24 protein-coding genes are annotated in these 21,946 nt (G+C 45.0%); 13 read left to right on the top strand and 11 right to left on the bottom strand.

What is annotated here, in order from left to right:
- Window positions 1-100 precede the first annotated feature (100 nt).
- A complete protein-coding gene (locus MY9_RS16645; RefSeq protein WP_003244599.1) occupies window positions 101-286 on the top strand; it encodes a YvzF family protein in 186 nt (61 codons plus the stop codon).
- A 66-nt stretch (window positions 287-352) separates the two neighbouring features.
- Complete coding sequence (gene fumC, locus MY9_RS16640; RefSeq protein WP_014665333.1) at window positions 353-1,741, top strand: class II fumarate hydratase; 1,389 nt, start codon at window positions 353-355, stop codon at window positions 1,739-1,741.
- Window positions 1,742-1,780: 39 nt separating this feature from the next.
- Here fumC and MY9_RS16635 read toward each other — a convergent pair whose 3' ends face one another.
- Entirely contained in the window at window positions 1,781-2,656 is an 876-nt protein-coding gene (locus tag MY9_RS16635; RefSeq protein ID WP_014665332.1) for a TetR/AcrR family transcriptional regulator, read from the bottom strand.
- Window positions 2,657-2,823: 167 nt separating this feature from the next.
- On the opposite strand from MY9_RS16635, the gene spxO reads away from it, so the two are divergent.
- Window positions 2,824-2,988, top strand: a complete 165-nt coding sequence (spxO, locus tag MY9_RS16630; RefSeq protein ID WP_003221681.1) for an anti-adapter protein SpxO — start codon at window positions 2,824-2,826, stop codon at window positions 2,986-2,988.
- Window positions 2,989-3,016: 28 nt separating this feature from the next.
- Here the strand turns inward: spxO and cssS are convergent, their stop codons facing one another.
- Window positions 3,017-4,372, bottom strand: coding sequence for a secretion stress-responsive two-component system sensor histidine kinase CssS (gene cssS, locus MY9_RS16625; protein WP_014665331.1), 1,356 nt, complete (start codon window positions 4,370-4,372; stop codon window positions 3,017-3,019).
- On the bottom strand, window positions 4,369-5,046 hold the full coding sequence (gene cssR, locus MY9_RS16620; RefSeq protein WP_014665330.1) for a secretion stress-responsive two-component system response regulator CssR: 678 nt from the start codon (window positions 5,044-5,046) through the stop codon (window positions 4,369-4,371). Before cssR ends, cssS begins: the two co-directional genes overlap by 4 nt.
- A 277-nt stretch (window positions 5,047-5,323) precedes the next feature.
- On the opposite strand from cssR, the gene htrB reads away from it, so the two are divergent.
- Window positions 5,324-6,700 carry a serine protease Do-like protein HtrB gene (gene htrB, locus MY9_RS16615; RefSeq protein ID WP_014665329.1) on the top strand — a complete coding sequence of 459 codons (1,377 nt, stop codon included), beginning with the start codon at window positions 5,324-5,326 and terminating at the stop codon, window positions 6,698-6,700.
- A 44-nt stretch (window positions 6,701-6,744) separates the two neighbouring features.
- On the opposite strand, the gene mrgA is transcribed toward htrB, so the two are convergent.
- Together mrgA and MY9_RS16605 are read right to left on the bottom strand one after the other, a co-directional pair.
- Window positions 6,745-7,206 (bottom strand): metalloregulation DNA-binding stress protein MgrA, encoded by a 462-nt coding sequence (gene mrgA, locus MY9_RS16610; protein WP_014665328.1) that lies wholly within the window; start codon window positions 7,204-7,206, stop codon window positions 6,745-6,747.
- An 89-nt stretch (window positions 7,207-7,295) separates the two neighbouring features.
- Window positions 7,296-8,138, bottom strand: a complete 843-nt coding sequence (locus tag MY9_RS16605) for an oxidoreductase (protein ID WP_014665327.1) — start codon at window positions 8,136-8,138, stop codon at window positions 7,296-7,298.
- A gap of 133 nt (window positions 8,139-8,271) precedes the next feature.
- Between MY9_RS16605 and MY9_RS16600 the strand changes: the two genes are divergently transcribed.
- The 4 genes from MY9_RS16600 to MY9_RS16585 all read left to right on the top strand — a co-directional run bounded on the left by MY9_RS16600 (window position 8,272) and on the right by MY9_RS16585 (window position 11,973).
- On the top strand, window positions 8,272-10,068 hold the full coding sequence (locus tag MY9_RS16600; protein WP_014665326.1) for a M3 family oligoendopeptidase: 1,797 nt from the start codon (window positions 8,272-8,274) through the stop codon (window positions 10,066-10,068).
- Window positions 10,069-10,177: 109 nt separating this feature from the next.
- Window positions 10,178-10,615 carry a YusW family protein gene (locus MY9_RS16595; RefSeq protein WP_014665325.1) on the top strand — a complete coding sequence of 146 codons (438 nt, stop codon included), beginning with the start codon at window positions 10,178-10,180 and terminating at the stop codon, window positions 10,613-10,615.
- A 217-nt stretch (window positions 10,616-10,832) separates the two neighbouring features.
- Window positions 10,833-11,660: an ABC transporter ATP-binding protein gene (locus MY9_RS16590; protein ID WP_079288351.1), complete on the top strand. Its 828-nt coding sequence runs from the start codon at window positions 10,833-10,835 to the stop codon at window positions 11,658-11,660.
- Between the two features lie 25 nt (window positions 11,661-11,685).
- The gene (locus tag MY9_RS16585; protein WP_080487994.1) at window positions 11,686-11,973 is read left to right on the top strand and encodes a YusU family protein; all 288 of its coding nucleotides are present in this window, start codon (window positions 11,686-11,688) and stop codon (window positions 11,971-11,973) included.
- Window positions 11,974-11,992: 19 nt separating this feature from the next.
- On the opposite strand, the gene MY9_RS16580 is transcribed toward MY9_RS16585, so the two are convergent.
- Window positions 11,993-12,880, bottom strand: coding sequence for a LysR family transcriptional regulator (locus MY9_RS16580; RefSeq protein WP_014665322.1), 888 nt, complete (start codon window positions 12,878-12,880; stop codon window positions 11,993-11,995).
- A 133-nt stretch (window positions 12,881-13,013) separates the two neighbouring features.
- On the opposite strand from MY9_RS16580, the gene MY9_RS16575 reads away from it, so the two are divergent.
- The gene (locus tag MY9_RS16575; protein ID WP_014665321.1) at window positions 13,014-13,754 is read left to right on the top strand and encodes an SDR family NAD(P)-dependent oxidoreductase; all 741 of its coding nucleotides are present in this window, start codon (window positions 13,014-13,016) and stop codon (window positions 13,752-13,754) included.
- Window positions 13,755-13,772: 18 nt separating this feature from the next.
- Window positions 13,773-14,156, top strand: a complete 384-nt coding sequence (locus MY9_RS16570) for a tautomerase family protein (RefSeq protein WP_014665320.1) — start codon at window positions 13,773-13,775, stop codon at window positions 14,154-14,156.
- 36 nt (window positions 14,157-14,192) lie between these two features.
- Here the strand turns inward: MY9_RS16570 and mdtP are convergent, their stop codons facing one another.
- From mdtP to MY9_RS16550, 4 genes are all read right to left on the bottom strand, one after another.
- Window positions 14,193-15,815 (bottom strand): multidrug efflux MFS transporter MdtP, encoded by a 1,623-nt coding sequence (gene mdtP / locus MY9_RS16565; protein ID WP_014665319.1) that lies wholly within the window; start codon window positions 15,813-15,815, stop codon window positions 14,193-14,195.
- A complete protein-coding gene (mdtR, locus tag MY9_RS16560) occupies window positions 15,812-16,282 on the bottom strand; it encodes a MarR family transcriptional regulator MdtR (RefSeq protein WP_014665318.1) in 471 nt (156 codons plus the stop codon). The genes mdtP and mdtR overlap by 4 nt, the downstream gene beginning before the upstream one ends.
- A gap of 158 nt (window positions 16,283-16,440) precedes the next feature.
- Complete coding sequence (locus MY9_RS16555) at window positions 16,441-16,773, bottom strand: spore coat protein (protein ID WP_003222766.1); 333 nt, start codon at window positions 16,771-16,773, stop codon at window positions 16,441-16,443.
- 12 nt (window positions 16,774-16,785) lie between these two features.
- Window positions 16,786-17,031 (bottom strand): hypothetical protein, encoded by a 246-nt coding sequence (locus MY9_RS16550; RefSeq protein ID WP_014665317.1) that lies wholly within the window; start codon window positions 17,029-17,031, stop codon window positions 16,786-16,788.
- A 94-nt stretch (window positions 17,032-17,125) separates the two neighbouring features.
- Between MY9_RS16550 and MY9_RS16545 the strand changes: the two genes are divergently transcribed.
- A complete protein-coding gene (locus MY9_RS16545; protein WP_014665316.1) occupies window positions 17,126-18,034 on the top strand; it encodes a proline dehydrogenase family protein in 909 nt (302 codons plus the stop codon).
- Between the two features lie 24 nt (window positions 18,035-18,058).
- Here the strand turns inward: MY9_RS16545 and MY9_RS16540 are convergent, their stop codons facing one another.
- Window positions 18,059-18,205 carry a YuzL family protein gene (locus MY9_RS16540; RefSeq protein ID WP_003240817.1) on the bottom strand — a complete coding sequence of 49 codons (147 nt, stop codon included), beginning with the start codon at window positions 18,203-18,205 and terminating at the stop codon, window positions 18,059-18,061.
- Between the two features lie 171 nt (window positions 18,206-18,376).
- On the opposite strand from MY9_RS16540, the gene MY9_RS16535 reads away from it, so the two are divergent.
- Both MY9_RS16535 and MY9_RS16530 read left to right on the top strand, forming a co-directional pair.
- A complete protein-coding gene (locus tag MY9_RS16535; protein ID WP_014665315.1) occupies window positions 18,377-20,746 on the top strand; it encodes a 3-hydroxyacyl-CoA dehydrogenase/enoyl-CoA hydratase family protein in 2,370 nt (789 codons plus the stop codon).
- A 10-nt stretch (window positions 20,747-20,756) separates the two neighbouring features.
- A complete protein-coding gene (locus MY9_RS16530; protein WP_014665314.1) occupies window positions 20,757-21,932 on the top strand; it encodes an acetyl-CoA C-acetyltransferase in 1,176 nt (391 codons plus the stop codon).
- The last annotated feature ends 14 nt before the right edge of the window (window positions 21,933-21,946 follow it).

The raw sequence follows: 21,946 nt of genomic DNA, 5'->3' as shown, positions 1-21,946 counted from the left end.
CAAAACCTTAGTAGAGGTTATCTTTTCCTGTTAAAAAAATGATATACTGTGTTAGAGTATTTCATGGAGTAAGTTTTTTTATGAAAGCGGAGGAGACGAAGTGGCACAGGTAAGGCTTGCTGGTAAACAAGAAGAAATCGAACAGCTCATCAGATCATTTGAACAGCATTATGATGTCTCTTATACATCAAAGGAGTACGGCAGGACGAATCCAAAATACAAATATTCAAAGGATTCCCGCGTATATCTTGAATTAAAATTAAAATCTGCCAAGATCGAAAAATAAAAAGGATTTTTGGTGTCATTGGCGAATTATGATCTATTGAAGCAACCGTTATGGAGGGATACATAAATGGAATACAGAATTGAACGAGACACCATGGGAGAAGTAAAAGTTCCTGCTGATAAATTTTGGGGCGCCCAAACACAGCGAAGCAAGGAGAACTTTAAGATCGGTTCTGAAAAAATGCCGATGCGTGTTGTGAAGGCGTTTGCAATATTAAAACGAAGCACAGCTCTTGCTAATAAACGCCTTGGCAATCTGGATGCTGAAAAAGCAGAAGCGATTGCAGCAGTTTGTGATGATGTGCTCAAAGGCAAGTACGATGACAACTTCCCGCTTGTTGTATGGCAGACCGGAAGCGGCACACAAAGCAATATGAACATGAACGAAGTGGTAGCCAACCGTGCGACTGCTTTATTAAAAGAGAAGAACTCTGATCTAACGATTCATCCAAATGATGATGTGAACCGCAGCCAAAGCTCAAACGACACATTCCCGACTGCGATGCATGTTGCCGCTGTTTTGGCTGTTTATGAGCAGCTTGTGCCGGCGCTTGATCAGCTTCGCAATACATTGGATGAGAAAGCGAAAGCATACAATGATATTGTCAAAATCGGACGCACGCATCTTCAGGATGCTACGCCACTGACCCTCGGACAGGAAATCAGCGGATGGGTTTACATGCTGGACCGTTCGAAGGAAATGATTTTGGAAGCGACTGATAAAATGCGTGCGCTTGCAATCGGTGGAACGGCTGTCGGAACGGGTATCAACGCTCATCCAGAGTTTGGAGAGCTTGTCTCAGAAGAGATCACCAAACTGACCGGCCAAACGTTCAGCAGCTCGCCGAATAAATTCCACGCGCTGACAAGCCATGACGAAATCACTTATGCGCATGGCGCATTAAAAGCGCTTGCGGCTGACTTAATGAAAATCGCGAACGATGTCAGATGGCTGGCAAGCGGACCTCGTTGCGGCATCGGGGAGATCGTCATTCCTGAAAATGAGCCGGGCAGCTCCATTATGCCTGGTAAAGTCAATCCGACACAAAGCGAAGCGTTAACAATGATCGCAGCGCAAATCATGGGGAATGATGCGACAATCGGCTTTGCGGCGAGTCAGGGGAACTTTGAACTGAACGTGTTTAAGCCTGTTATTATTTACAACTTCCTGCAATCTGTGCAGCTGCTCAGTGACGGCATGAATTCATTCCATGATAAATGTGCGATCGGTATTGAGCCTAATAAAGAAACCATTCAGGAAAACCTGTCAAATTCATTAATGCTTGTTACGGCGCTGAACCCGCATATCGGTTATGAAAACGCGGCGAAAATCGCCAAGCTTGCCCATAAAGAGGGATTGACACTCAAAGAAGCGGCTTTGAAGCTTGAATTGCTGACAGAGGAGCAATTTAACGAAATGGTTAAGCCGGAAGACATGGTAAAACCAAAGGCGTAATAGAAAGAAAAAACGGCTGCTTTTTAAGCAGCCGTTCTTCTAAATATGTTGCTGTTTTAATAAATATTTAAGCTGCTCCGCATCTTTAGCGAGCGCTTCAGACTCCGTCAGATTATGAATCATCCCTTTTATAATTGCCAGCTTCGGTGTTTTTTTCTTCATTTCTGCTTCAAGTATATCCAAGCTCTCCGATAATTCAAGAGAGGAGTTTGTGTGTAAGCTGTTAATTTTGTCACGTAGGCTTTTCACAATCGATTCAGTCAGCGGGTCAGGCCGGCCGTGCGTAAGAGGCCCAAATAAAGAGCTCGCCTCTTCCAATGTGATGAAAGGCTTTTCGTGCCGTTCAGACATGCCTTTTACCATATCATCAATTCGATTCATAATGATGTCAGCTAATTGAGACGGCTTCACAGCATACCCGAGCAAAATCATGCATTCCAGGTAAATCTGGCTGATGCCCTCTATTAAAAAACAAAGCTCTGCAGTGTACGGTTCCGCTTTTTTTCCGTAGATGTTCAGCAGACTGTCGATATGAAATTGAAGTGAGGACTGGCGGATTTTTTTTGCGCACTGCTCCACTTCCTCTGTGTAAGGCAGAGAACCTTCCTTCATTTGCATGCTGATAAAATCCTTGTGTTCAAGGATGTTTTCATAGAGTACGGTCAGCTGTTTGCGGTAAGCCGTTCTGGGGCTTTCGTCCTTCGTTTTAATATTTAAAATTCGGGTAAACGTTTTATCATAATAGTAGTTCAGCATAGACAGAAGAAGCGCTTCTTTCGAAGGAAAATAAATATAAAAAGCGCCTTTAGATATTTTGCATTCTTTTGCTATTTCTTGGACTGATGTTGAGTTGTATCCTTTTTGTGCAAACAGTTTTAAGGCTGTTTCAATAATCAGCTTTTCTTTTTCCTTCAATGGTTCCACCCTTTCGGAGCCCTGAGGCCTGCTAGGATATGACCATATAGTCACACCTTCTGTTATAAAATTAACCTTATTGTAACTTGTTTTTTTATCATGTATTATTTATATTATAAATTGAGATGACCGAATGGTCAAAGCTCAAGCGAAAGGGTGAATCTAGAATGAGAGAATTGGACGAAATGATCAGCCGCTTGCGAAACAGAGGTATCAAAGTGGAGAAAGTCAAATATCCGAAGCAGACCTTGTCAGAGAAAAAATGGGTTCATCAATGCAAACAGCCGCTCAAAACAAATTACAGAGATTTTAACGGCTATTCTTTCACATAAAAAAATAGACTGCAAAAACATCTACAGTCTATTTTGGCACTGCTATGCGGTATGTTACACCCGTTTTGTCATTTTCAATTGAGATAGACGCCTTATGAAGAGTTAAAATTCGTTTTACGATGCTTAGACCAATGCCGAATTCGCCTTTCTTCCCTTTATTAAAAGGCTCATAGAGGCTGGAGAGCATCTCATCTTCAATATGCGGACCGTCATTTTTAATGGTGATCACAATATTTCGATCATCTTGTTTCATGCTGATTTCTATTTTTGTCTCAGCATAGCGGATTTGATTTTCCAGAATGTTTTCGAGGAGTTTGTTCCATTGCTCCGGATCACCAGGCATCAAAATATCCTCTTCTACATCAATTTCCCACGATAGTTCTTTCCGCGCCCACTTCAATCGTTCGATGACTTCTTCCGTCACTTCCACGATACTGAACATGTCGTGCTGCACTTTTTGCTTCGCTAAATAATCCAGCTTCGTTAAATATAATAAATCCTTTATTTTTTTCTCCAGCTTAAGCGCTTCGCATTCTATGACATCTACAGTGTTTTCAAGATCTCCTTTAGGGAAAATCCCGTCTTTAATTGATTGTGTATAGCCTCTGATGACCATGACCGGCGTTTTTAAATCATGAGAGATATTTTGCAACAGAGTTCTTTCTGTTTCATCCTTTTGCACAAGCTTTTGGCGCATCTCTTCGATGGTATGGCCCAATTTGCCGATTTCATCTTTCCGATCTACTTTTACTGGGTCATCCCAATCCTGTTCTGAAATCCGTTTGACGTGTTTTTCAAATGATACGAGTGGCCTTGATAAATACTTTGCAAGCCAAATGGCCGGAATCCAGCTTAATAAAATGACGACAGCGATGATAAACAGAAGCTGTTTGAACAAGGTGTAGGCCAAATCGTCCCGATAAGAATCAAGCGCATAAGAGAGCATCATCGCTGATTGGCCATTGACGGAAAGTCCCTTTTTAATGACAAAAAACACTTTCTCTCCATTGACGTCGGCGCTGTACCGTTTCTTTTTTTCCTCCTGCTTATCAGCCAGCTTGTATACCTTGTGGATAAACGAAGACGACAGAATGCTTAAATCCTTGTCTGAAGAAGCATCTTCATTTTCAGGCAGGAGCACGTGCTGTACGGAGCGGACGGTTGTCGGCGCCGTCGCTTCCTCACTGTAATAGCGCCTTTCAATTGAACCCGGCAGGCGGTACTCCGTCAGAACATGCTGCTCATTTTCAATCGTCGTATACGTTTCATTGGTGAAGAAATCGCGCAGCGTGTTTGAAAATAACACGAGCAGTAAAATCGATATCGCTAACAGGATGCCGGAGATAACCACCCATATCTGAAACGCGAGCGGTTTGTTTTTCATGATGACATCATCCTGTAGCCGAAACCGTAAATCGTCTCTACCTTCAATTCTGGCATCTTTCTGCGCAGTCTCCGAACGAGGTCATCAACGACCCGGTCTGTTCCGAAGTAGTCATGTCCCCATACTTTTAAGAGGATATCCTCACGAGAGTATGGATGCCCTTTATGATGGATAAATAATAGCAGGAGATCAAATTCCTTCGACGTCAAATTGATGATATTTCCGTTTTCATCATAGACCTCGCGGGCGTCTTCAGAGACCCGATACGAGGAGACGGCAATTTCATTTTTTTGTACAGGAGGAGCTTCCTTATATACGAGCTGCAGCAGTTTTTGCACACGGATAATCAGCTCCCGCGGCAGAAACGGTTTTGAAATGTAGTCATTGCTGCCAAGCTCTAAGCCAAGCACTCTGTCAATATCTGCATCACGGGCAGAAATAAAAATGACCGGCACGTCAGGATCTTTCGCCTTGATTTCTTTAATTAATGTATAGCCGTCGATATCCGGCAGCATGATATCGAGAATCCATAGGTGGGGAGACGGTGTCATTTTCTTTCTGGCGTCTTCACCTTTCGTAAAAGATGTAATGTTCCAGCCCTCATTCTCTAAATACTTCGTCAGCAGTTCATTCAGGTTATCCTCATCTTCAACTAGATAAATGGTGTATGACAAGGCTCTTCACATCCTTTCAACGTCATTATAAACTAGTTTTAACATACGGCTGGCAATTTTCATAATTTCACATATTCTTTTCATTTTTATCCCACAATGTTTGTTTATGATATGGTTAAGGGAAGAAAGGAAGAGAAAAAGAGCGAGGAAGATGTAGGATGATCAAACATATTCTATTTTGGTGCTTTGCTTTTCTCCTCATTATTGGGACAATTGAACTTGTACATGCGATGAATATGTAACGATAAATGAATAACCGTTAAAGGAGTGCAAGAACATGGATTATCGACGTGATGACCAAAACGATCAACATCAAACAGAACCTTCACATACAGAACAGTCTAATACAGAAAACCAGAAGCTGATAGGACATTCTGAACAAGAATTGCTTGACGCGCCTGTGTCGTATGATGCGGGACGGCAGGAAACAGCTTCTGCGTTAGAAATGGAAAAGCAAGAAACGGCTGTGAAAAAAGAAAAGAAACGGAGAGCCGCATGGCTAAGCCCGATTTTAGGCGGTATTATCGGCGGGGGCCTTATGCTTGGCATCGCGCCTTATCTGCCGTCAGACCAAAATCAGGCGACCGAGACCGCTTCTGCAAATAAACAGGTGCAGTCTGATAATTTTACTTCGACACCGATAACGAACGCTTCAAACGTCGCTGATATGGTAGAGGATTTAGAGCCGACGATTGTCGGAATTTCAAATATCCAAACCTCTCAAAATAACACATTCGGCACGGGAGACGGCTCCAGCTCAGAAAGTGAAAGCGGAACCGGGTCAGGTGTTATTTTCAAAAAAGACAGCAATAAAGCGTATATCATTACAAACAACCATGTCGTTGAAGGCGCGAACAAGCTGACTGTTACGCTATACAACGGAGAAACGGAAACTGCCAAGCTTGTCGGCAGCGATACCATTACTGATTTGGCGGTTTTGGAAATCAGCGGAAAGAACGTCAAAAAAGTGGCGAGCTTTGGTGATTCTTCACAGCTGCGCACGGGCGAAAAGGTAATCGCTATCGGCAACCCGCTCGGACAGCAGTTTTCCGGTACGGTGACACAAGGCATCATTAGCGGGCTGAACCGGACAATTGATGTGGATACAACACAGGGCACGGTGGAAATGAACGTGCTGCAAACTGATGCAGCGATCAATCCGGGGAACAGCGGTGGTCCGTTAATTAATGCAAGCGGCCAGGTCATCGGCATCAACAGCTTGAAGGTGAGCGAAAGCGGTGTGGAATCACTCGGATTTGCGATCCCAAGCAATGATGTTGAGCCGATTGTTGACCAGCTGCTGAAAAACGGAAAAGTGGATCGTCCGTTTTTGGGCGTGCAAATGATTGACATGGCGCAAGTTCCTGAAACCTATCAGGAAAATACGCTCGGCTTGTTTGGGGATCAATTAGGCAAAGGTGTTTATGTAAAAGAAGTTCAAGCGAATTCACCTGCGGCAAAAGCAGGCATAAAATCTGAGGATGTTATTGTCAAACTAAACGGTAAAGACGTGGAAAGCAGCGCGGATATCCGCCAGATCCTTTACAAAGACTTAAAAGTCGGAGATCAAACAACAATCCAAGTGCTGCGAAATGGAAAAACGAAAACGTTGAACGTGACACTGACGAAGCATACAGAAAGCAGCTCAAGCTAAGAAGAAAACAAAAAGCTGAACCCAATTAAGGTTCAGCTTTTTTGCTATCCTAAATAAGAGGAAAGCATCCACACTTGTTTTTCAACTTCTTCAATTAATCCGACAAATAAGTCCGCTGTCGCATTGTCTTGATTTTCTTCAGCCAGGCCGATCACGAATTTAGATTCGCTGCTGATTTGTTTGTAGTCGTTAACCAATGCTTGTACCATTTCTGAGGCTGATGTTTCGTTTCCGCCGTCTGTGATAGATGCATGCTCAGCGTATTCTTTCACTGTGGCAACAGGCTGCCCGCCGATCGCCAGCAGACGCTCAGCGATGGTATCGACTGTTTCCGCCGCATGGTCATAAAGTTCTTCAAATTTCTCGTGCAATGTAAAGAAATGAGGTCCTTTCACATACCAATGGAAACGGTGGAGCTTAGAGTATAAAAGAAACCAGTTTGATAATTGTGTGTTCATTGAATTCTCAACTAATGTTTGATTTGTTTTTGCGTTTTCAGTTTTCATAAGATAACGTCCTCCTTGTGATCTGTTAATTTAATTATATCATATACTAAATAAAAATCAATACTAAATTATAATAATTATAATTTAGATTAGCTGAATAGTTTTTTCTTCAGGATAGATTCCCACGCAGACCAAGGAAAAAGCGATCGGAACAGCAGGGTAAGCTTGATGCCTTTTCCAATCGGGTATCGCAATTTTTTTAAATGCTTTGTTGTTGCCAATTGATAAATGAGGTCGGCAACCTCTTGGGGATCTCCGCTTTCTTCTCCGTTTTTTTCAACGTATGAAAGGATCTTTTTATAGTATTGATGATAGGCTGAATCGTCAGCAGGCTCCGACATAAAATTTGATAATGAGGTTGACCAGATCGATGTCTTGTATGAGCCTGGCTCGATCAAAGCGGTTTCGATACCGAACGGAAGCAGCTCGATACGCAGGCTTTCAGAAAAACCTTCCAATGCATGCTTGGAAGCTACATAGGGCGAGAGCGCAGGGAACCCGGTCAGTCCGCTGATGCTGCTCACGTTTATAATCTTTGCGCCGCCATGTTTTCTTATGTAAGGCAGCACGGTTTTTGTCACATGGATCACTCCGAAGACGTTCGTTTCAAATTGTTGTCTGAAATGTTCCATCGGCACATCCTCGATAAATCCTCCATAAGCCGTTCCTGCATTGTTGACGAGTAGGTCGATCGGGGCGTAAGCACTAATGGCTTTTCCGAATGAGATTATAGATTGTTCATCGGTGACATCAAGAGCCGTAATGAGAATGGAATCAGACACCTTGTGTGCTGCAGCCAATTCCCGAAGCTGTTCCGCTTTTTCAGGCTGTCTTGATGTGGCAATCACGAAAAACGATCGGGCGAGCCTTACAGCTGCAAGCAAACCAAAGCCGCTTGATGCTCCTGTTACGATTGCTATTTTTTTATTCATCCTAACCCTCCTATTAAACTGCTACAGCTATTGTACTATCCTGAACACGAAATGACGCCTGTAATAGAAATTTTTATACAATAATTCAGAATTGTTCTATAATATAACGAAAGAAGGAAAGGGGTTTTGTGATATGGCGCTGCAAGGGGTAGACCAAAAATGGGATCTTGATTCATTTTTTAAGGGCGGGAGCCAATCAGAAGAATTCAAAGGGTATGTTGAGAAGCTGTCACAAAGTCTGCGTGCATTTCAAGACATGACTGATGCGTTTCAGGTGCCTGCATCGTCTGAAGAGGCTGATGAGCTGGCCGCGTTGCTAGATTTATTCGAACAGACATCCGTCAAGCTTCAGCAGGCGGGCGCTTTCGTTGCTTGCCTTCAGGCCCAGAATATCAATGATCAAAAGGCTATAGAGCATCAGTCGCTTATGAATCGGCTTTACGCGGATTTTCAATCGTCACTCGTTACATTAGATCATAAACTTGTGGACGTAGATCAAGACGTGTGGAATGAATTGCTAACAAAACCGGGATTACGCGATATATCTTACATATTAAATGAAAGAAGACAGAGGGTTGCCGAAAAGCTTAGTCCAGGTAAAGAAAAACTGATCGGAAACCTTGCGGTGGATGGATATCACGCTTGGAGTGACTTATACAATATGGTAGTCGGGAAAATGACGATCCCGTATGAGGAAAACGGTGAAAACAAGCAATTGTCTGTCGGTCAGGCGGAGAATATGATGGACCATCAAGACCGGGCTGTCAGAAAAGCAGTTTATGAACGTTTCCATCAAGCATGGGAAAGCAAGCAGGATCTTTTCAGCAGCACGCTGAATCATTTGGCGGGATTTCGGCTTGAAACCTATAAAGCGCGCGGCTGGGAGAATGTCCTGAAGGAACCGCTGCAGATCAACAGGATGAAAAAAGAAACACTTGATACGATGTGGCAGGTCATCACTGAAAACAAGCAGCCGTTCGTTCAGTTTTTGAACCGGAAAGCATCCATGCTCGGTCTTGAAAAGCTTAGCTGGTACGATGTTGAGGCGCCGATCGGTTCTGACGGAAAGGCCTATTCCTATGATGAAGCCGCGAATATTATTACCAGCCAGTTTTCAACGTTTGGCAAAAAGCTGTCCTCATTCACTGAAAAAGCGTTTCGGGACGGCTGGATTGAGGCGGAAGACAGAAGTGGAAAAAGAGTCGGCGGCTTTTGCACCAGTTTTCCTGACAGCGGGGAATCCCGGATTTTCATGACATTTTCGGGCAGCGCCTCAAATGTCTCTACTCTTGCGCATGAACTCGGGCACGCGTTCCATCAGGAAGCAATGCTCGACGTCAGGCCGTTAAACCGTTCCTACGCTATGAACGTTGCGGAAACGGCTTCAACGTTTGCAGAGATGATAGTGGCGGACGCGACTGTCCAGCAGGCCGAGACGAGGGAAGAAAAGCTTGTTCTTCTGGAGGATAAAGTGCAAAGAAGCGTTGCGTTCTTCATGAACATTCACGCGAGATTTTTATTCGAAACGAGATTCTACGAGGAACGAAAGCGGGGAGTGGTACCGGCCGGCCGATTGAATGAGCTGATGGAAGAGGCGCAAAGAGAGGCTTACTGTAATGCGTTAGGAGAGTATCATCCGCTTTTTTGGGCATCAAAGCTTCACTTTCACATCACGAGGGTGCCGTTTTACAATTTCCCTTATACATTCGGCTACCTGTTTTCTCTTGGTATTTACGCGCTGGCGCTTGAAGAAAAAGACACATTCGAAGAGAAGTATATGGCACTATTGCGTGATACGGCTTCTATGACCGTGGAGGATTTGGCGATGAAGCATTTGGGTGCTGACATCACGAAGCGCGATTTCTGGGAGAATGCCATCAAGCTGGCTGTGCGTGACGCCGAAACCTTTTTGCAAATGACCGAATCTTAAAGAAAAAGCCGTGGCGTTAAATGCCACGGCTTTTTCAATTCTTCTCTGAATGAGGATTTCATTCTCTGGATATACCTAAAACAAATGGAATCCTACAGGGGGGAAACATATGCATTTGATCAGAGCAGCCGGGGCTGTATGTCTCGCAGTGGTTCTGATTGCAGGCTGCCGTCTCAATGAAGACCAGCAGCAGGCAGAAGGAGAAAATACAGCCGTCACCCAGCTGAAGTCCGTTCCCTACAGCAATTTTTCGCTTCGTGTGAGCTACGGGGATGGTGAGCATAACCGTTATGAAGGAATCTATACAAAGAACGGGACTCAGGAAAAAGCGGAAATACAGGATAAGCTCTCCGGTGTCAATCAGGAGGGAGAAGAAGCATTGGATGAGATGAAAATGATTCTGAGCGAGCTTTCCGTGACAGATCAAATGGCTGAAACAGAAGTGATACACAGCGTACTGGCAGCATTTAATCTGGACAGTCATTATGATCATATCGATTTAAAACTAAAGCTGAAGGACGGCTCCATCAGAGAAATCAAGAAATAATCGTGTGATAAATAAACCATAAACGCCAATTATGTCCAAAAAACTAATTGAAAATGATTTTCAAAGTCAGTGTTTTCTGCTACAATGTGGGATAGATGACCATATCAAATGGCTGAATATCGGAATCACTTGCATTGATGACAATTGACTGAAAAGCATGTATATAGAAAACGTGCAATACATAGTGCTGCTAAAAAGCCAGCAAAAAGGAGCGGTTATGGGTATGAGTGCAATTTCTACAGAAACGCTGAGCTTAGGATACGGGGATGCCGTTATTATTGATGAGTTGAATTTAACAATTCCCAAAGGTGAAATTACCGTATTTATTGGCAGCAATGGCTGCGGAAAATCGACACTTTTACGTTCATTAGCGCGCCTGATGAAGCCGAGAGGCGGTTCAGTGCTGCTGGAAGGAAGAGCGATTGCCAAGCTTCCGACGAAGGAAGTCGCAAAAGAGCTCGCCATCCTGCCTCAAGGTCCTTCGGCTCCAGAGGGGCTGACGGTGCATCAGCTGGTGAAACAAGGTAGATATCCTTACCAAAACTGGCTGAAGCAGTGGTCAAAAGAGGATGAGGAAGCAGTTGAGAGAGCGCTTAAAGCAACAAAGCTTGAGGACATGGCTGACCGTGCCGTTGATTCTTTGTCTGGCGGGCAGCGCCAGCGGGCTTGGATCGCGATGACGCTTGCCCAGGAAACGGATATCATCCTTCTAGACGAGCCGACGACGTATTTAGACATGACGCATCAAATTGAAATTCTTGATTTGCTGTTTGAGCTGAATGAAAAGGAAGAGCGGACGATTGTTATGGTTCTCCATGACTTAAACCTGGCATGCCGCTATGCGCATCATCTTGTGGCCATAAAAGATAAACAGATTTATGCAGAAGGCCGTCCGGAAGAGGTTATCACTTGTGACCTTGTGCAAAATGTGTTTTCTATGAACTGTCAGGTTACACAGGACCCGCTGTTCGGAACGCCTCTTTGCATTCCTCATGGCAGGGGCAGATGCATTGTCCAGGAAGCGGCTTTCACATCACATGGATAAATAACGCCAGCGAAGGAGCTTTCATTTGAGAAAGCTCCTTGCTGTTTTTTCGAAAGGAAGATGGAAAATGGAACAAAAACTTCAGGAGCAGCTGGATGGATTGCTGGAAAAGTATACGGAACTTCTGCTTGGTGAAACAAACGATGAGCTAAAAGAAGAAGTGAAGCAATGGATTTTGTACACGCATATAGCCAAGAGCATGCCTCCGCTCGCTAAGCATTGGAATGCGACATATCCCGAGGCAAAGCAGGGCATTAAAGATGTCATTCAGCATATTAAAGAATTAAATGAAGCGCATAGAAACAAACAATAGCCAAAAAGCAGTCTGCTCATCATAGCAGGCTGCTTTTTTGTGATTCATCCGTTTTGTCTGGTGCAAAGGAATTCATAAAGGTCCGCAGCGCGCTGCTGATAAACGAATCTTTTCGAACAATAAATTCTGTTTTCATCTGTCTGAGTGTTTCAGGCAGCGGGTACAATTGAATCGATCCTTCTGCCTCATGCTTTTGCACAACCGTTCTAGGCAGCAACGAGATGCCAAGACCTGCTGTAACCCCGCCGATAATTGCTTCAAGCGTACCAAATTCCATAATGACCGGCTGTGTGACACCGACAGAGCGCAGCCATTTTTCAAGTGTTTCTCGATACGAGCAGCCTGTGCTGTATACGAGAATCGGCTTTGTGATGGCTTCCTCAACATCGGACACAGAGGCAGCCGAAACAACTACTGGTTCTTCCTCGAATGCCGGATAGGATTCGAGCTCAGGATGATTGCACTCGCATCCGATAAACGCGCCGTCCAATTCATAACGAAGAACCTTATCAAGGAGAAATTGCGTATGTCCTGTTGTTAAAGACAGCTGGACGTTTGGATGTTCTTCATAATAAGATGCCAGAAGCTTTGGAAGCCTTACCGCGGCAGTTGTCTGAGTGGAGCCGATCATAAGCGGCCCGCTTGGTTCTGCGGAGGATGAGAGCGCTTTAGACGCTTCATCAAGAAGGCCGATAATTTTATTTGCGTAGTCCAGCAGCAGCTTTCCGCTTGCAGAAAGTGTCATGCCCCGATTGTGGCGCAAAAACAGCGTCGTACCCAGCTCAGCTTCCAATTGTTGAATTCTGGCCGTGACATTCGATTGCACATAGCCAAGCTGCAGGGCCGCTTTCGTAATGGTCCCTTCACGGGCTACCATTTGAAACACACGTAAATCTCCGCTCTCCATTTTGAACTCCTCCGTTTATTTGATATCAATCTGAATGATATCAAGTATCTTTAACAATCATTATACGTAACATCAAAGCTGGATTACAATGGAATCAGAAATCTATTTTAGTCAACAGCAAGGAGTGGCGGCAATGAATGTCATGAACAAAATAGCTCTCGTAACGGGGGGCGGCACTGGAATCGGAAAAGCAGCCAGTATGGAATTGGCAAAGCGCGGGGCGATTGTTGCGGTGAATTATTCACGTTCGCAATCAGAAGCGGAGGAAACAGTGGAAATGATTCAAAAAGCTGGCGGGCAAGCCTTCGCCATCCAAGCAGATGTATCCAAAAGCAGCGAAGTGCAGGATATGATTCAAGCAATCGTGAACACACACAGAACGGTTGATATTTTAGTCAACAATGCCAGCATTACAAGGCATATTCCAATGGATGATCTTGAGGCTGCGACAGAAGACATATGGGATGAGCTGTATGCCGTCAATGTGAAAGGAATGTTTTTCTGCGCGCGGGCAGTGGTTCCGTTCATGAAGAAAAGCAAGGCCGGAGCGATCGTAAACGTCGGCAGCATCGCAGGGTTAACCGGTGCGGGCTCATCTATGCCTTACGCAGTATCAAAATCGGCGGTCCACGGTTTAACGAAATCATTGGCCCACGCTTTAGCGCCTGACATCAGAGTGAGCGGTGTAGCACCAGGAGCTGTGGCAACGAGATGGTGGGATGGCCGGGAAGAAAAAATGAAAAGCATGATCGGTTCTTTGCCGCTGCAGTATATTGCTGAACCGGATGATGTTGCCAAATTGATTTGTTCACTAGTTGAACAGGAATCACTCACAGGCCAAATCATCACAATTGACAGCGGACAGACGCTGTAATGAGAGGGGTGCAGGGAGATGCCATTTGTACAGATTCATTTACGGTCGGGAAGAAGCGAAGCGTGGCTTCAAAAACTGAGCAGGGCTATCCACCAATCGATGATTGAAGAAATCAATGTGCCGGAAGATGACTATTTTCAAGTTATCAAGCAATATGAAAAAGGCGAATTTTTCTATGATCCATTTTATCTCCAAGTTGAGCGTACTGATGAACTGATATATATTCATTTTACACTGAAACACTCAAGAACAACTGAACAGAAAAAAGCGCTTTACAGCTCAATCGCAAGCCGGATTCATTCCGAGCTTGGCGTAAGAAAAGAGGATGTGTTTATCATGCTGGCCGGAAATCAGGATGAGGATTGGTCTTTCGGAAATGGAAGGGCCCAGATGATTGAATAAAAAAACCCCGCGGTTTGATACCCGCGGGGTGCTCTATTAATGGGAAGGTGATTCAACGGCTTTTGCCGCTTTCTCTTTCACTTGTTCTCCCGTTTTCTTATTTGATAGTTTGATAGGTTTTAAGAACAATGTAAATACGGCTCCGACTGCGATAAAGATCAGACCTGTATAAAACACGCTGTGGAGTGAATCCATCAACGATGTTTTTAAAATCGGCACAATATGGGATGAGAAAGCCGCAGGGATTTGTTTGACTGCGTCCGGACTGAACAGTGATTGCAGCAGCCCTTGCGGATTTGTATCAATCATACCCTTTAGCTGGGCGGCAAACGAGCTTGCCTGTGCCGGAAGAGAGTCTAAATACGGTACCAATTTATCTGTTAATAGATTTCCTGATCTCGCATTCATTACGGCTCCCAGCATGGTAATGCCGAATGTTCCGCCGATAGAACGGAAGAATTGGCTGGATGAGGTGACAACGCCAAGCTCCTCTTTCGAAAAGCTTTCCTGTAAAGCCAATGTCAGAATCGGCATAACAAGACCCATTCCAAGGCCAATAATCGCCATATATGATGTAGCGACAAGCTTGCTCGTGTCAAGATCCAATGTCGTTAACAGCAAGAATCCGCCGGCCATAATCAGCATGCCTGTAATGATTTGCGGTTTAATTCCGATTTTGTATACAAGCTGGCCGCCGATAATACTTGTGATAATCATAGAGATCATCATCGGTGTCATAATTGTACCCGATTCAGACGCACTTACACCGACAATTCCTTGCATAAAGAAAGGAACAAACGTAATGGCGCCAAACATACCGATACTCATAAAGAAGCCGATCAAGTTTAAAAAGGTAAATGTTCTGTTTTTAAATAAATACATTGGCAGGATTGGCTCTTTTGCTTTTGATTCTACGATAATAAAGCTGACAATGCCGATCAGTGCGAGAGCGAACAAACCAAGAATCTGCCATGAATCCCATGCGTAATCTTTTCCGCCAAAGCTTAAGGCGAGCAAGAGGCTGACAACACCGACAATCATCGTGAAAATACCAGCGATGTCGAAGTTGATCGGACCAGTCTGCTGGCGTCCCTGTAATCCTCTTGCAATGAAAATAACCGCAATAATTCCGACTGGCAGGTTAATATAGAAAACCCATTTCCAGTTTAACGAGTCTACAATCCAGCCGCCGATTTGCGGTCCAATTACTGAAGCCAGCCCGTAAATCGCGCCAAAGACTCCTTGGAATTTAGCACGCTGTTTTCCTGTGAACAAGTCACCGATAACAATCATCGCCATCGGCATCATGATGCCTCCGCCAATTCCCTGCAGTCCACGGAAGATAATCAATTCTGTCATGTTGTTGGCCATTCCGCATAAAGCAGAAGCGGCCATAAAAATAATCAAACCTGATACATAGACAATGCGGCGTCCCAATAAATCAGCCAGCTTGCCGGCAATTGGAACAATGGTTGTTGATGTTAACAAATATGCAGTTGTCAGCCAGGTCATCATGCTCAAACCGCCCAGATCACCGACAATTTTCGGCATGGCCGTTCCGACAATGGTACCGTCAAGGGCTGAAAAAAACATGGCAATAATTAAGCCTGTTATTAATAGCGTCCGTTTGGATTGTTTGCCTTCTTTACTCATTTTCATCCGTTTCCTCTTTTCATGTTTTGCTTTTCATCAGTTTCCGCTGCTGCCTGTGCGAGCTTTGCTGTAATATGCGCCGCCTGAAGCATCTCCTCCTCCGTCAAAAAGGAAAGATAGCGCGCCATAATGGCCTTTCTGCCTGCCAAAATCTCCTCGAACTTTCTGTCTCCTTCATCAGTAAGACTGAGATCAATCACTCGCCTGTCTTTTGTATTGTGTGTTCTGGCGATAAGATTTTTTTGTTCAAGGCGATCTGCCATTAACGTCACCGCGCTTGGCTTCACCTCCATACGCTCGGCAATTTCAGAAATTTTGAGGCTGCCGTGTTTCTTTAGGCTGGCCAGCACAAACAGCTGCGCTGGGGTGACACCTTGTTTCTCCATGCTTTCCAGCATTTCAGGCTGTATCTTTTGAAAGAGCGCCTGAAGCGATAATTGGATATCGGACATTAACTGATCCGCACTCTTCATATTCAATTCCCCTCTGTTACATACACTGTATATATATTTTGATGACAAAATAGTTAATGCTTATTAAATATAAATAAGCGTAAATGAAAAGTCAACTGATTTTACACAAAAAAAAGGATAGATGTCCGAAAGAACATCGTATCCTTTTTCTAATATTGTTACTGCTGATAAGGAGACTGCTGCTGAATGGTCTGCTGGAATTTTTGATAGGATTGCTGCAGCTTTTGGGCATCCTCCGCTTCAACAGAATACCATCCATATTGGAACATGAGGTCATACAGTTTTCTTTGCGCTTTTTGTGACTCATCAAAAATGGATTGAATATCCTGATAAAGAGACTCGTGGCTGAATTCGTGCAATGCTGTGCAATAAGCTGTTGTCATGTATTTTTCGGTTGTCAGCAGTTCGTTGACGAAATCTCTGTCATTCATTTCCGATGTTGTCGGTACAGGTGTCTGAGGGTTGCTGATTTTTTGATTTTGTTGATTCATTCTGACGCCTCCTTATTGAATGTAGCCGGACTGCTGCTGCCCTGGCTGCAGGTACTTTAATATTCTTTGATAGTGATCATGATGCATGTGTCCGACGCGATCGAGTTCTTGCTTTAACGTTTGATCCTGGCACTGCTGCGCCATGAAATGAGCTTTTTTCATCGCGAGCAAATTCCAGTTCAGCATGTCATTGAGATACAAATGATCCTTTGTTGAAATAACGGAAGGCGGCATTTGAGATTGCTGCTGATTGTCCATTGTGATCCTCCTTTGATTTCAGTTCATTTTATAGTTTCCTTCAGACTGGGAGTTGTATACAGGTGTTTTGAAGATGATGGCGGGAGGGAGTCGGATGTTGAGACATGTGTTTTTATTTTTATCTCAAAATAAAACGCTTACCAAGTTCGCAAAAGCATATGGAAAGAGGCTTGGAGCACGAAGATTTGTCGCAGGGGATACGATTGAATCGGCAGTTAAGACCGTCAAAAGGCTAAACAGATCCGGTTTGTGTGCAACAATTGATTATTTAGGCGAGTATGCAGCTTCGGAAAAAGAAGCGAACCAGGTCGCAGAGGAATGCAAGAAAGCCATTCAAGCCATTGCCGAACATCAATTGGAGTCGGAGCTTTCACTTAAACTGACCTCAATCGGGCTCGATCTTTCAGAAGAACTTGCTCTTACTCATTTGCGCGCCATTCTTTCCGTTGCGAAGCAATATAATGTTGCTGTGACCATTGATATGGAAGACTATTCTCATTATGAACAGACACTTTCTATTTACAGGCAATGCAAACAGGAATTTGAGAAGCTTGGCACGGTCATTCAGGCGTATCTGTACAGAGCGGCAGAAGATATTAGAAAGATGCGTGACGTAAAGCCGAATCTCAGACTTGTGAAAGGCGCTTATAAAGAATCTGCGGCTGTAGCGTTTCCTGACAAAAAAGGAACAGACCTGCATTTTCAGAGCTTAATAAAGCTGCAGCTATTAAGCGGGAACTACACGGCTGTCGCCACACATGACGATGACATTATTGCATATACGAAAAAGCTCGTCGACGAACATCAAATCCCCGCATCGCAATTTGAGTTTCAAATGCTATACGGCATCAGGCCAGAGCGTCAGAAGGAACTCGCGAAAGAAGGCTACAGAATGCGTGTGTATGTCCCATATGGAACAGACTGGTTCAGCTACTTTATGAGAAGAATTGCCGAACGGCCCGCCAATGCAGCATTTGTATTAAAAGGAATTCTGAAAAAGTGAAAGCAGCCGCGGGAAGCAGCTGCATTATGATTGTTCCATGTTATGTTTTTTATACTGCTGATTTTGACTTGTCCGTTTTCCGCCGCCGTAATGCTGAGTCGGACCGGCATCTCCCTTTACGCTCGCCGCGCTGACTGCCGCAGAAGACGGATTTTTTTTCTCTCGCACCATTCCCTTCACCTCCGGGATTAAGTTACCCGTCTTTTATAGGCTTCATACAAAAAAACAAATTAGCTATTGAAGTCGAACCAGAAATCTTTTAAGATGAAAGAAGAAACGGGTTTCATTTTTTTTAGTCAAAAAATGAATGACTATTCATTCAATGTTCAAGGGGGATATCTCATGCACAAACACATTCGGAAGGCAGCCGTTTTAGGATCGGGGGTAATGGGTTCCGGGATTGCGGCGCATTTGGCTAACATCGGAATTCCTGTCCTGCTGCTAGATATTGTGCCGAACGATTTGACAAAGGAAGAGGAAAAAAAGGGGCTGACGAAGGACAGTCCGGAGGTGCGCAGCAGGCTTAGCCGGCAGGCGGTGAAAAAACTGCTGAAACAAAAGCCCGCTCCCCTCACCTCAGCGAAAAACACCTCCTATATTACACCGGGCAATCTGGAGGATGATGCAGAAAAACTGAAAGAAGCAGATTGGATTATTGAGGTCGTTGTCGAAAACCTTGAAGTCAAAAAGAAAATTTTCGCTCTTGTGGATGAACATCGAAAGACTGGAAGCATCGTCTCAAGCAACACATCCGGCATATCAGTGCAGGAAATGGCTGAAGGCCGGTCGTATGATTTTAAAGCCCATTTTCTTGGAACGCATTTTTTTAATCCCGCACGCTATTTAAAGCTGCTGGAGATCATTCCGATTAAGGAAACGGATCCTGATATTTTAAAGTTTATGACAGCTTTCGGAGAAAATGTCCTCGGTAAAGGCGTTGTTACAGCAAAGGACACACCGAACTTTATCGCAAACCGAATCGGAACATTCGGGCTTCTCGTGACAGTCCAAGAAATGCTGAAAGGCGGCTATCAGGTCGGAGAGGTTGATTCGATCACAGGTCCGCTGATCGGCAGGCCGAAAAGCGCGACCTTCAGAACGCTTGATGTTGTCGGCCTCGATACATTCGCCCACGTTGCCCGAAATGTGTATGACAAAGCCGATGGCGATGAGAAAGAAGTGTTTCGCCTTCCAAGCTTCATGAACGATATGCTGGAAAAAGGGTGGATCGGAAGTAAGGCCAGCCAAGGCTTTTATAAAAAAGAAGGAAAAATTATTTATGAGCTTGACCCAGTGACGCTTACTTATGGCGAGCGGACAAAAATGAAAACACCGGCACTTGAAGCGGCAAAACAGGCAAAAGGGACAAAAGCCAAAATGAAAGCGCTTATTTATTCGGATGACAGGGCCGGCCGATTGCTGTGGAATATCACTTCTCAAACCCTGCTTTACTCAGCCGAGCTGCTTGGTGAGATTGCCGATGATATTCATGCGATTGACCAAGCCATGAAGTGGGGGTTCGGCTGGGAACTGGGGCCTTTTGAAATGTGGGACGCCATCGGCCTCAGGCAGTCAGCGGAAAAGCTTGAGCAGCTTGGAGCAGATATGCCTGGCTGGATAAAAGAGATGCTGGACAAAGGAAATGAAACCTTCTACATCAAAGAGAACGGAACGGTATTTTATTATGACCGCGGCGAATACAGAGCCGTGAAAGAAAACAAAAAACGAATTCATTTACAAGCACTTAAAGAAACAAAAGGCGTGATTGCGAAAAACAGCGGAGCAAGCTTAATTGACCTTGGAGATGATGTGGCCCTTCTTGAATTTCATTCGAAAAGCAATGCGATCGGCCTCGATATCATTCAAATGATCCACAAAGGATTAGAGGAAACAGAACGGAATTACAAGGGCCTTGTCATCGGCAACCAAGGGAAAAATTTCTGCGTCGGCGCAAATCTCGCCATGATCTTAATGGAAGTCCAAGATGACAACTTTTTGGAAGTTGATTTTGTGATACGCCGTTTTCAGGAGACGATGATGAAGATCAAATACAGTGCGAAACCGGTCGTCGCCGCGCCATTTGGCATGACGCTCGGCGGAGGAACGGAAGTATGCCTGCCTGCGGCTCGCACTCAAGCGGCAAGCGAAGCCTATATGGGACTTGTAGAATCCGGTGTCGGCCTCATCCCTGGCGGAGGGGGAAACAAAGAGCTGTACATCAATCATCTTCGCCGCGGCCATGATCCGATGAATGCGGCAATGAAAACATTTGAAACAATTGCGATGGCGAAGGTTTCCGCTTCCGCCCAAGAGGCTCGTGAGATGAACATTTTAAAAGAAACGGACCACATCAGCGTGAATCAAGACCACCTGCTGTATGATGCGAAGCAGCTGGCCGCATCCTTATACGATACCGGCTGGCGGCCGCCTGTAAAAGAAAAGGTCAAGGTGCCGGGAGAAACCGGTTATGCAGCACTCTTGCTTGGCGCTGAGCAGATGAAACTGTCTGGCTATATATCTGAGCATGATTTCAAGATTGCGAAAAAACTCGCTTATGTCATTGCGGGCGGAAAAGTGCCGTTCGGTACAGAGGTTGATGAAGAGTATTTATTGGAGATCGAAAGAGAAGCGTTTTTGAGTTTAGCGGGAGAGGCAAAATCTCAAGCGAGAATGCAGCATATGCTTGTGAAAGGTAAACCTTTACGGAATTAGGAGGGAGCTTATGAAAGAGGCAGTCATTGTATCAGGTGCAAGAACACCGGTTGGGAAAGCAAAAAAAGGATCGTTGGCCACCGTTCGCCCGGATGATTTGGGAGCGATTTGCGTAAAAGAAACGCTGAAACGGGCAGGCGGCTACGAAGGCAATATTGATGACTTGATTATCGGCTGTGCAACACCTGAAGCGGAACAGGGGCTTAATATGGCGAGAAATATCGGGGCGCTCGCGGGATTGCCATACACGGTTCCGGCGATTACAGTCAACCGGTATTGCTCATCCGGCCTTCAGTCTATTGCATATGCGGCAGAAAAAATTATGCTCGGCGCCTACGATACAGCGATTGCTGGCGGAGCAGAATCCATGTCACAGGTGCCGATGATGGGGCATGTCACCCGGCCGAACCTTGCTTTGGCAGAACAGGCACCGGAATATTATATGAGCATGGGCCATACAGCCGAGCAGGTTGCGAGAAAATACGGCGTCTCCCGTGAGGATCAAGATGCGTTTGCCGTTCGCAGCCATCAAAACGCCGCTAAAGCCCTTGCAGAAGGGAAATTTAAAGATGAGATTGTACCTGTCGAAGTGACGGTGACAGAAATCGGAGAAAACCATAAGCCGCAGGAAAAACAATTCGTGTTTTCTCAGGATGAAGGTGTTCGCCCGCAAACGACTGCAGACATCTTAGCGACATTGCGCCCGGCTTTTTCCGTTGACGGAACGGTGACCGCGGGCAACTCCTCGCAGACGAGTGACGGAGCGGCGGCTGTCATGCTGATGGACCGGGAAAAAGCCGATGCTCTTGGCCTGGCCCCGCTTGTGAAATTCCGCTCCTTTGCAGTAGGCGGCGTGCCGCCGGAAGTCATGGGAATCGGGCCGGTGGAAGCGATTCCACGCGCTTTGAAGCTTGCCGGCCTTCAGCTGCAGGACATCGGCTTGTTTGAATTGAACGAAGCTTTTGCCTCACAGGCCATTCAAGTGATCAGAGAATTGGGAATTGATGAAGAAAAAGTGAATGTCAACGGGGGCGCAATCGCGCTTGGGCACCCGCTTGGCTGTACGGGCACAAAGCTTACACTCTCACTCATCCATGAAATGAAACGGAGAAACGAGCAATTTGGAGTCGTGACCATGTGTATCGGCGGCGGGATGGGAGCGGCCGGTGTATTTGAATTATGCTAAAGGGGGAAAAACAA

It is taken from the genome of Bacillus sp. JS (assembly GCF_000259365.1).
GTDB classification, from domain to species: domain Bacteria; phylum Bacillota; class Bacilli; order Bacillales; family Bacillaceae; genus Bacillus; species Bacillus stercoris.
The sequence above is the reverse complement of the archived record's forward strand: the minus strand, read 5'-3'. Positions and strand labels throughout refer to the sequence as shown.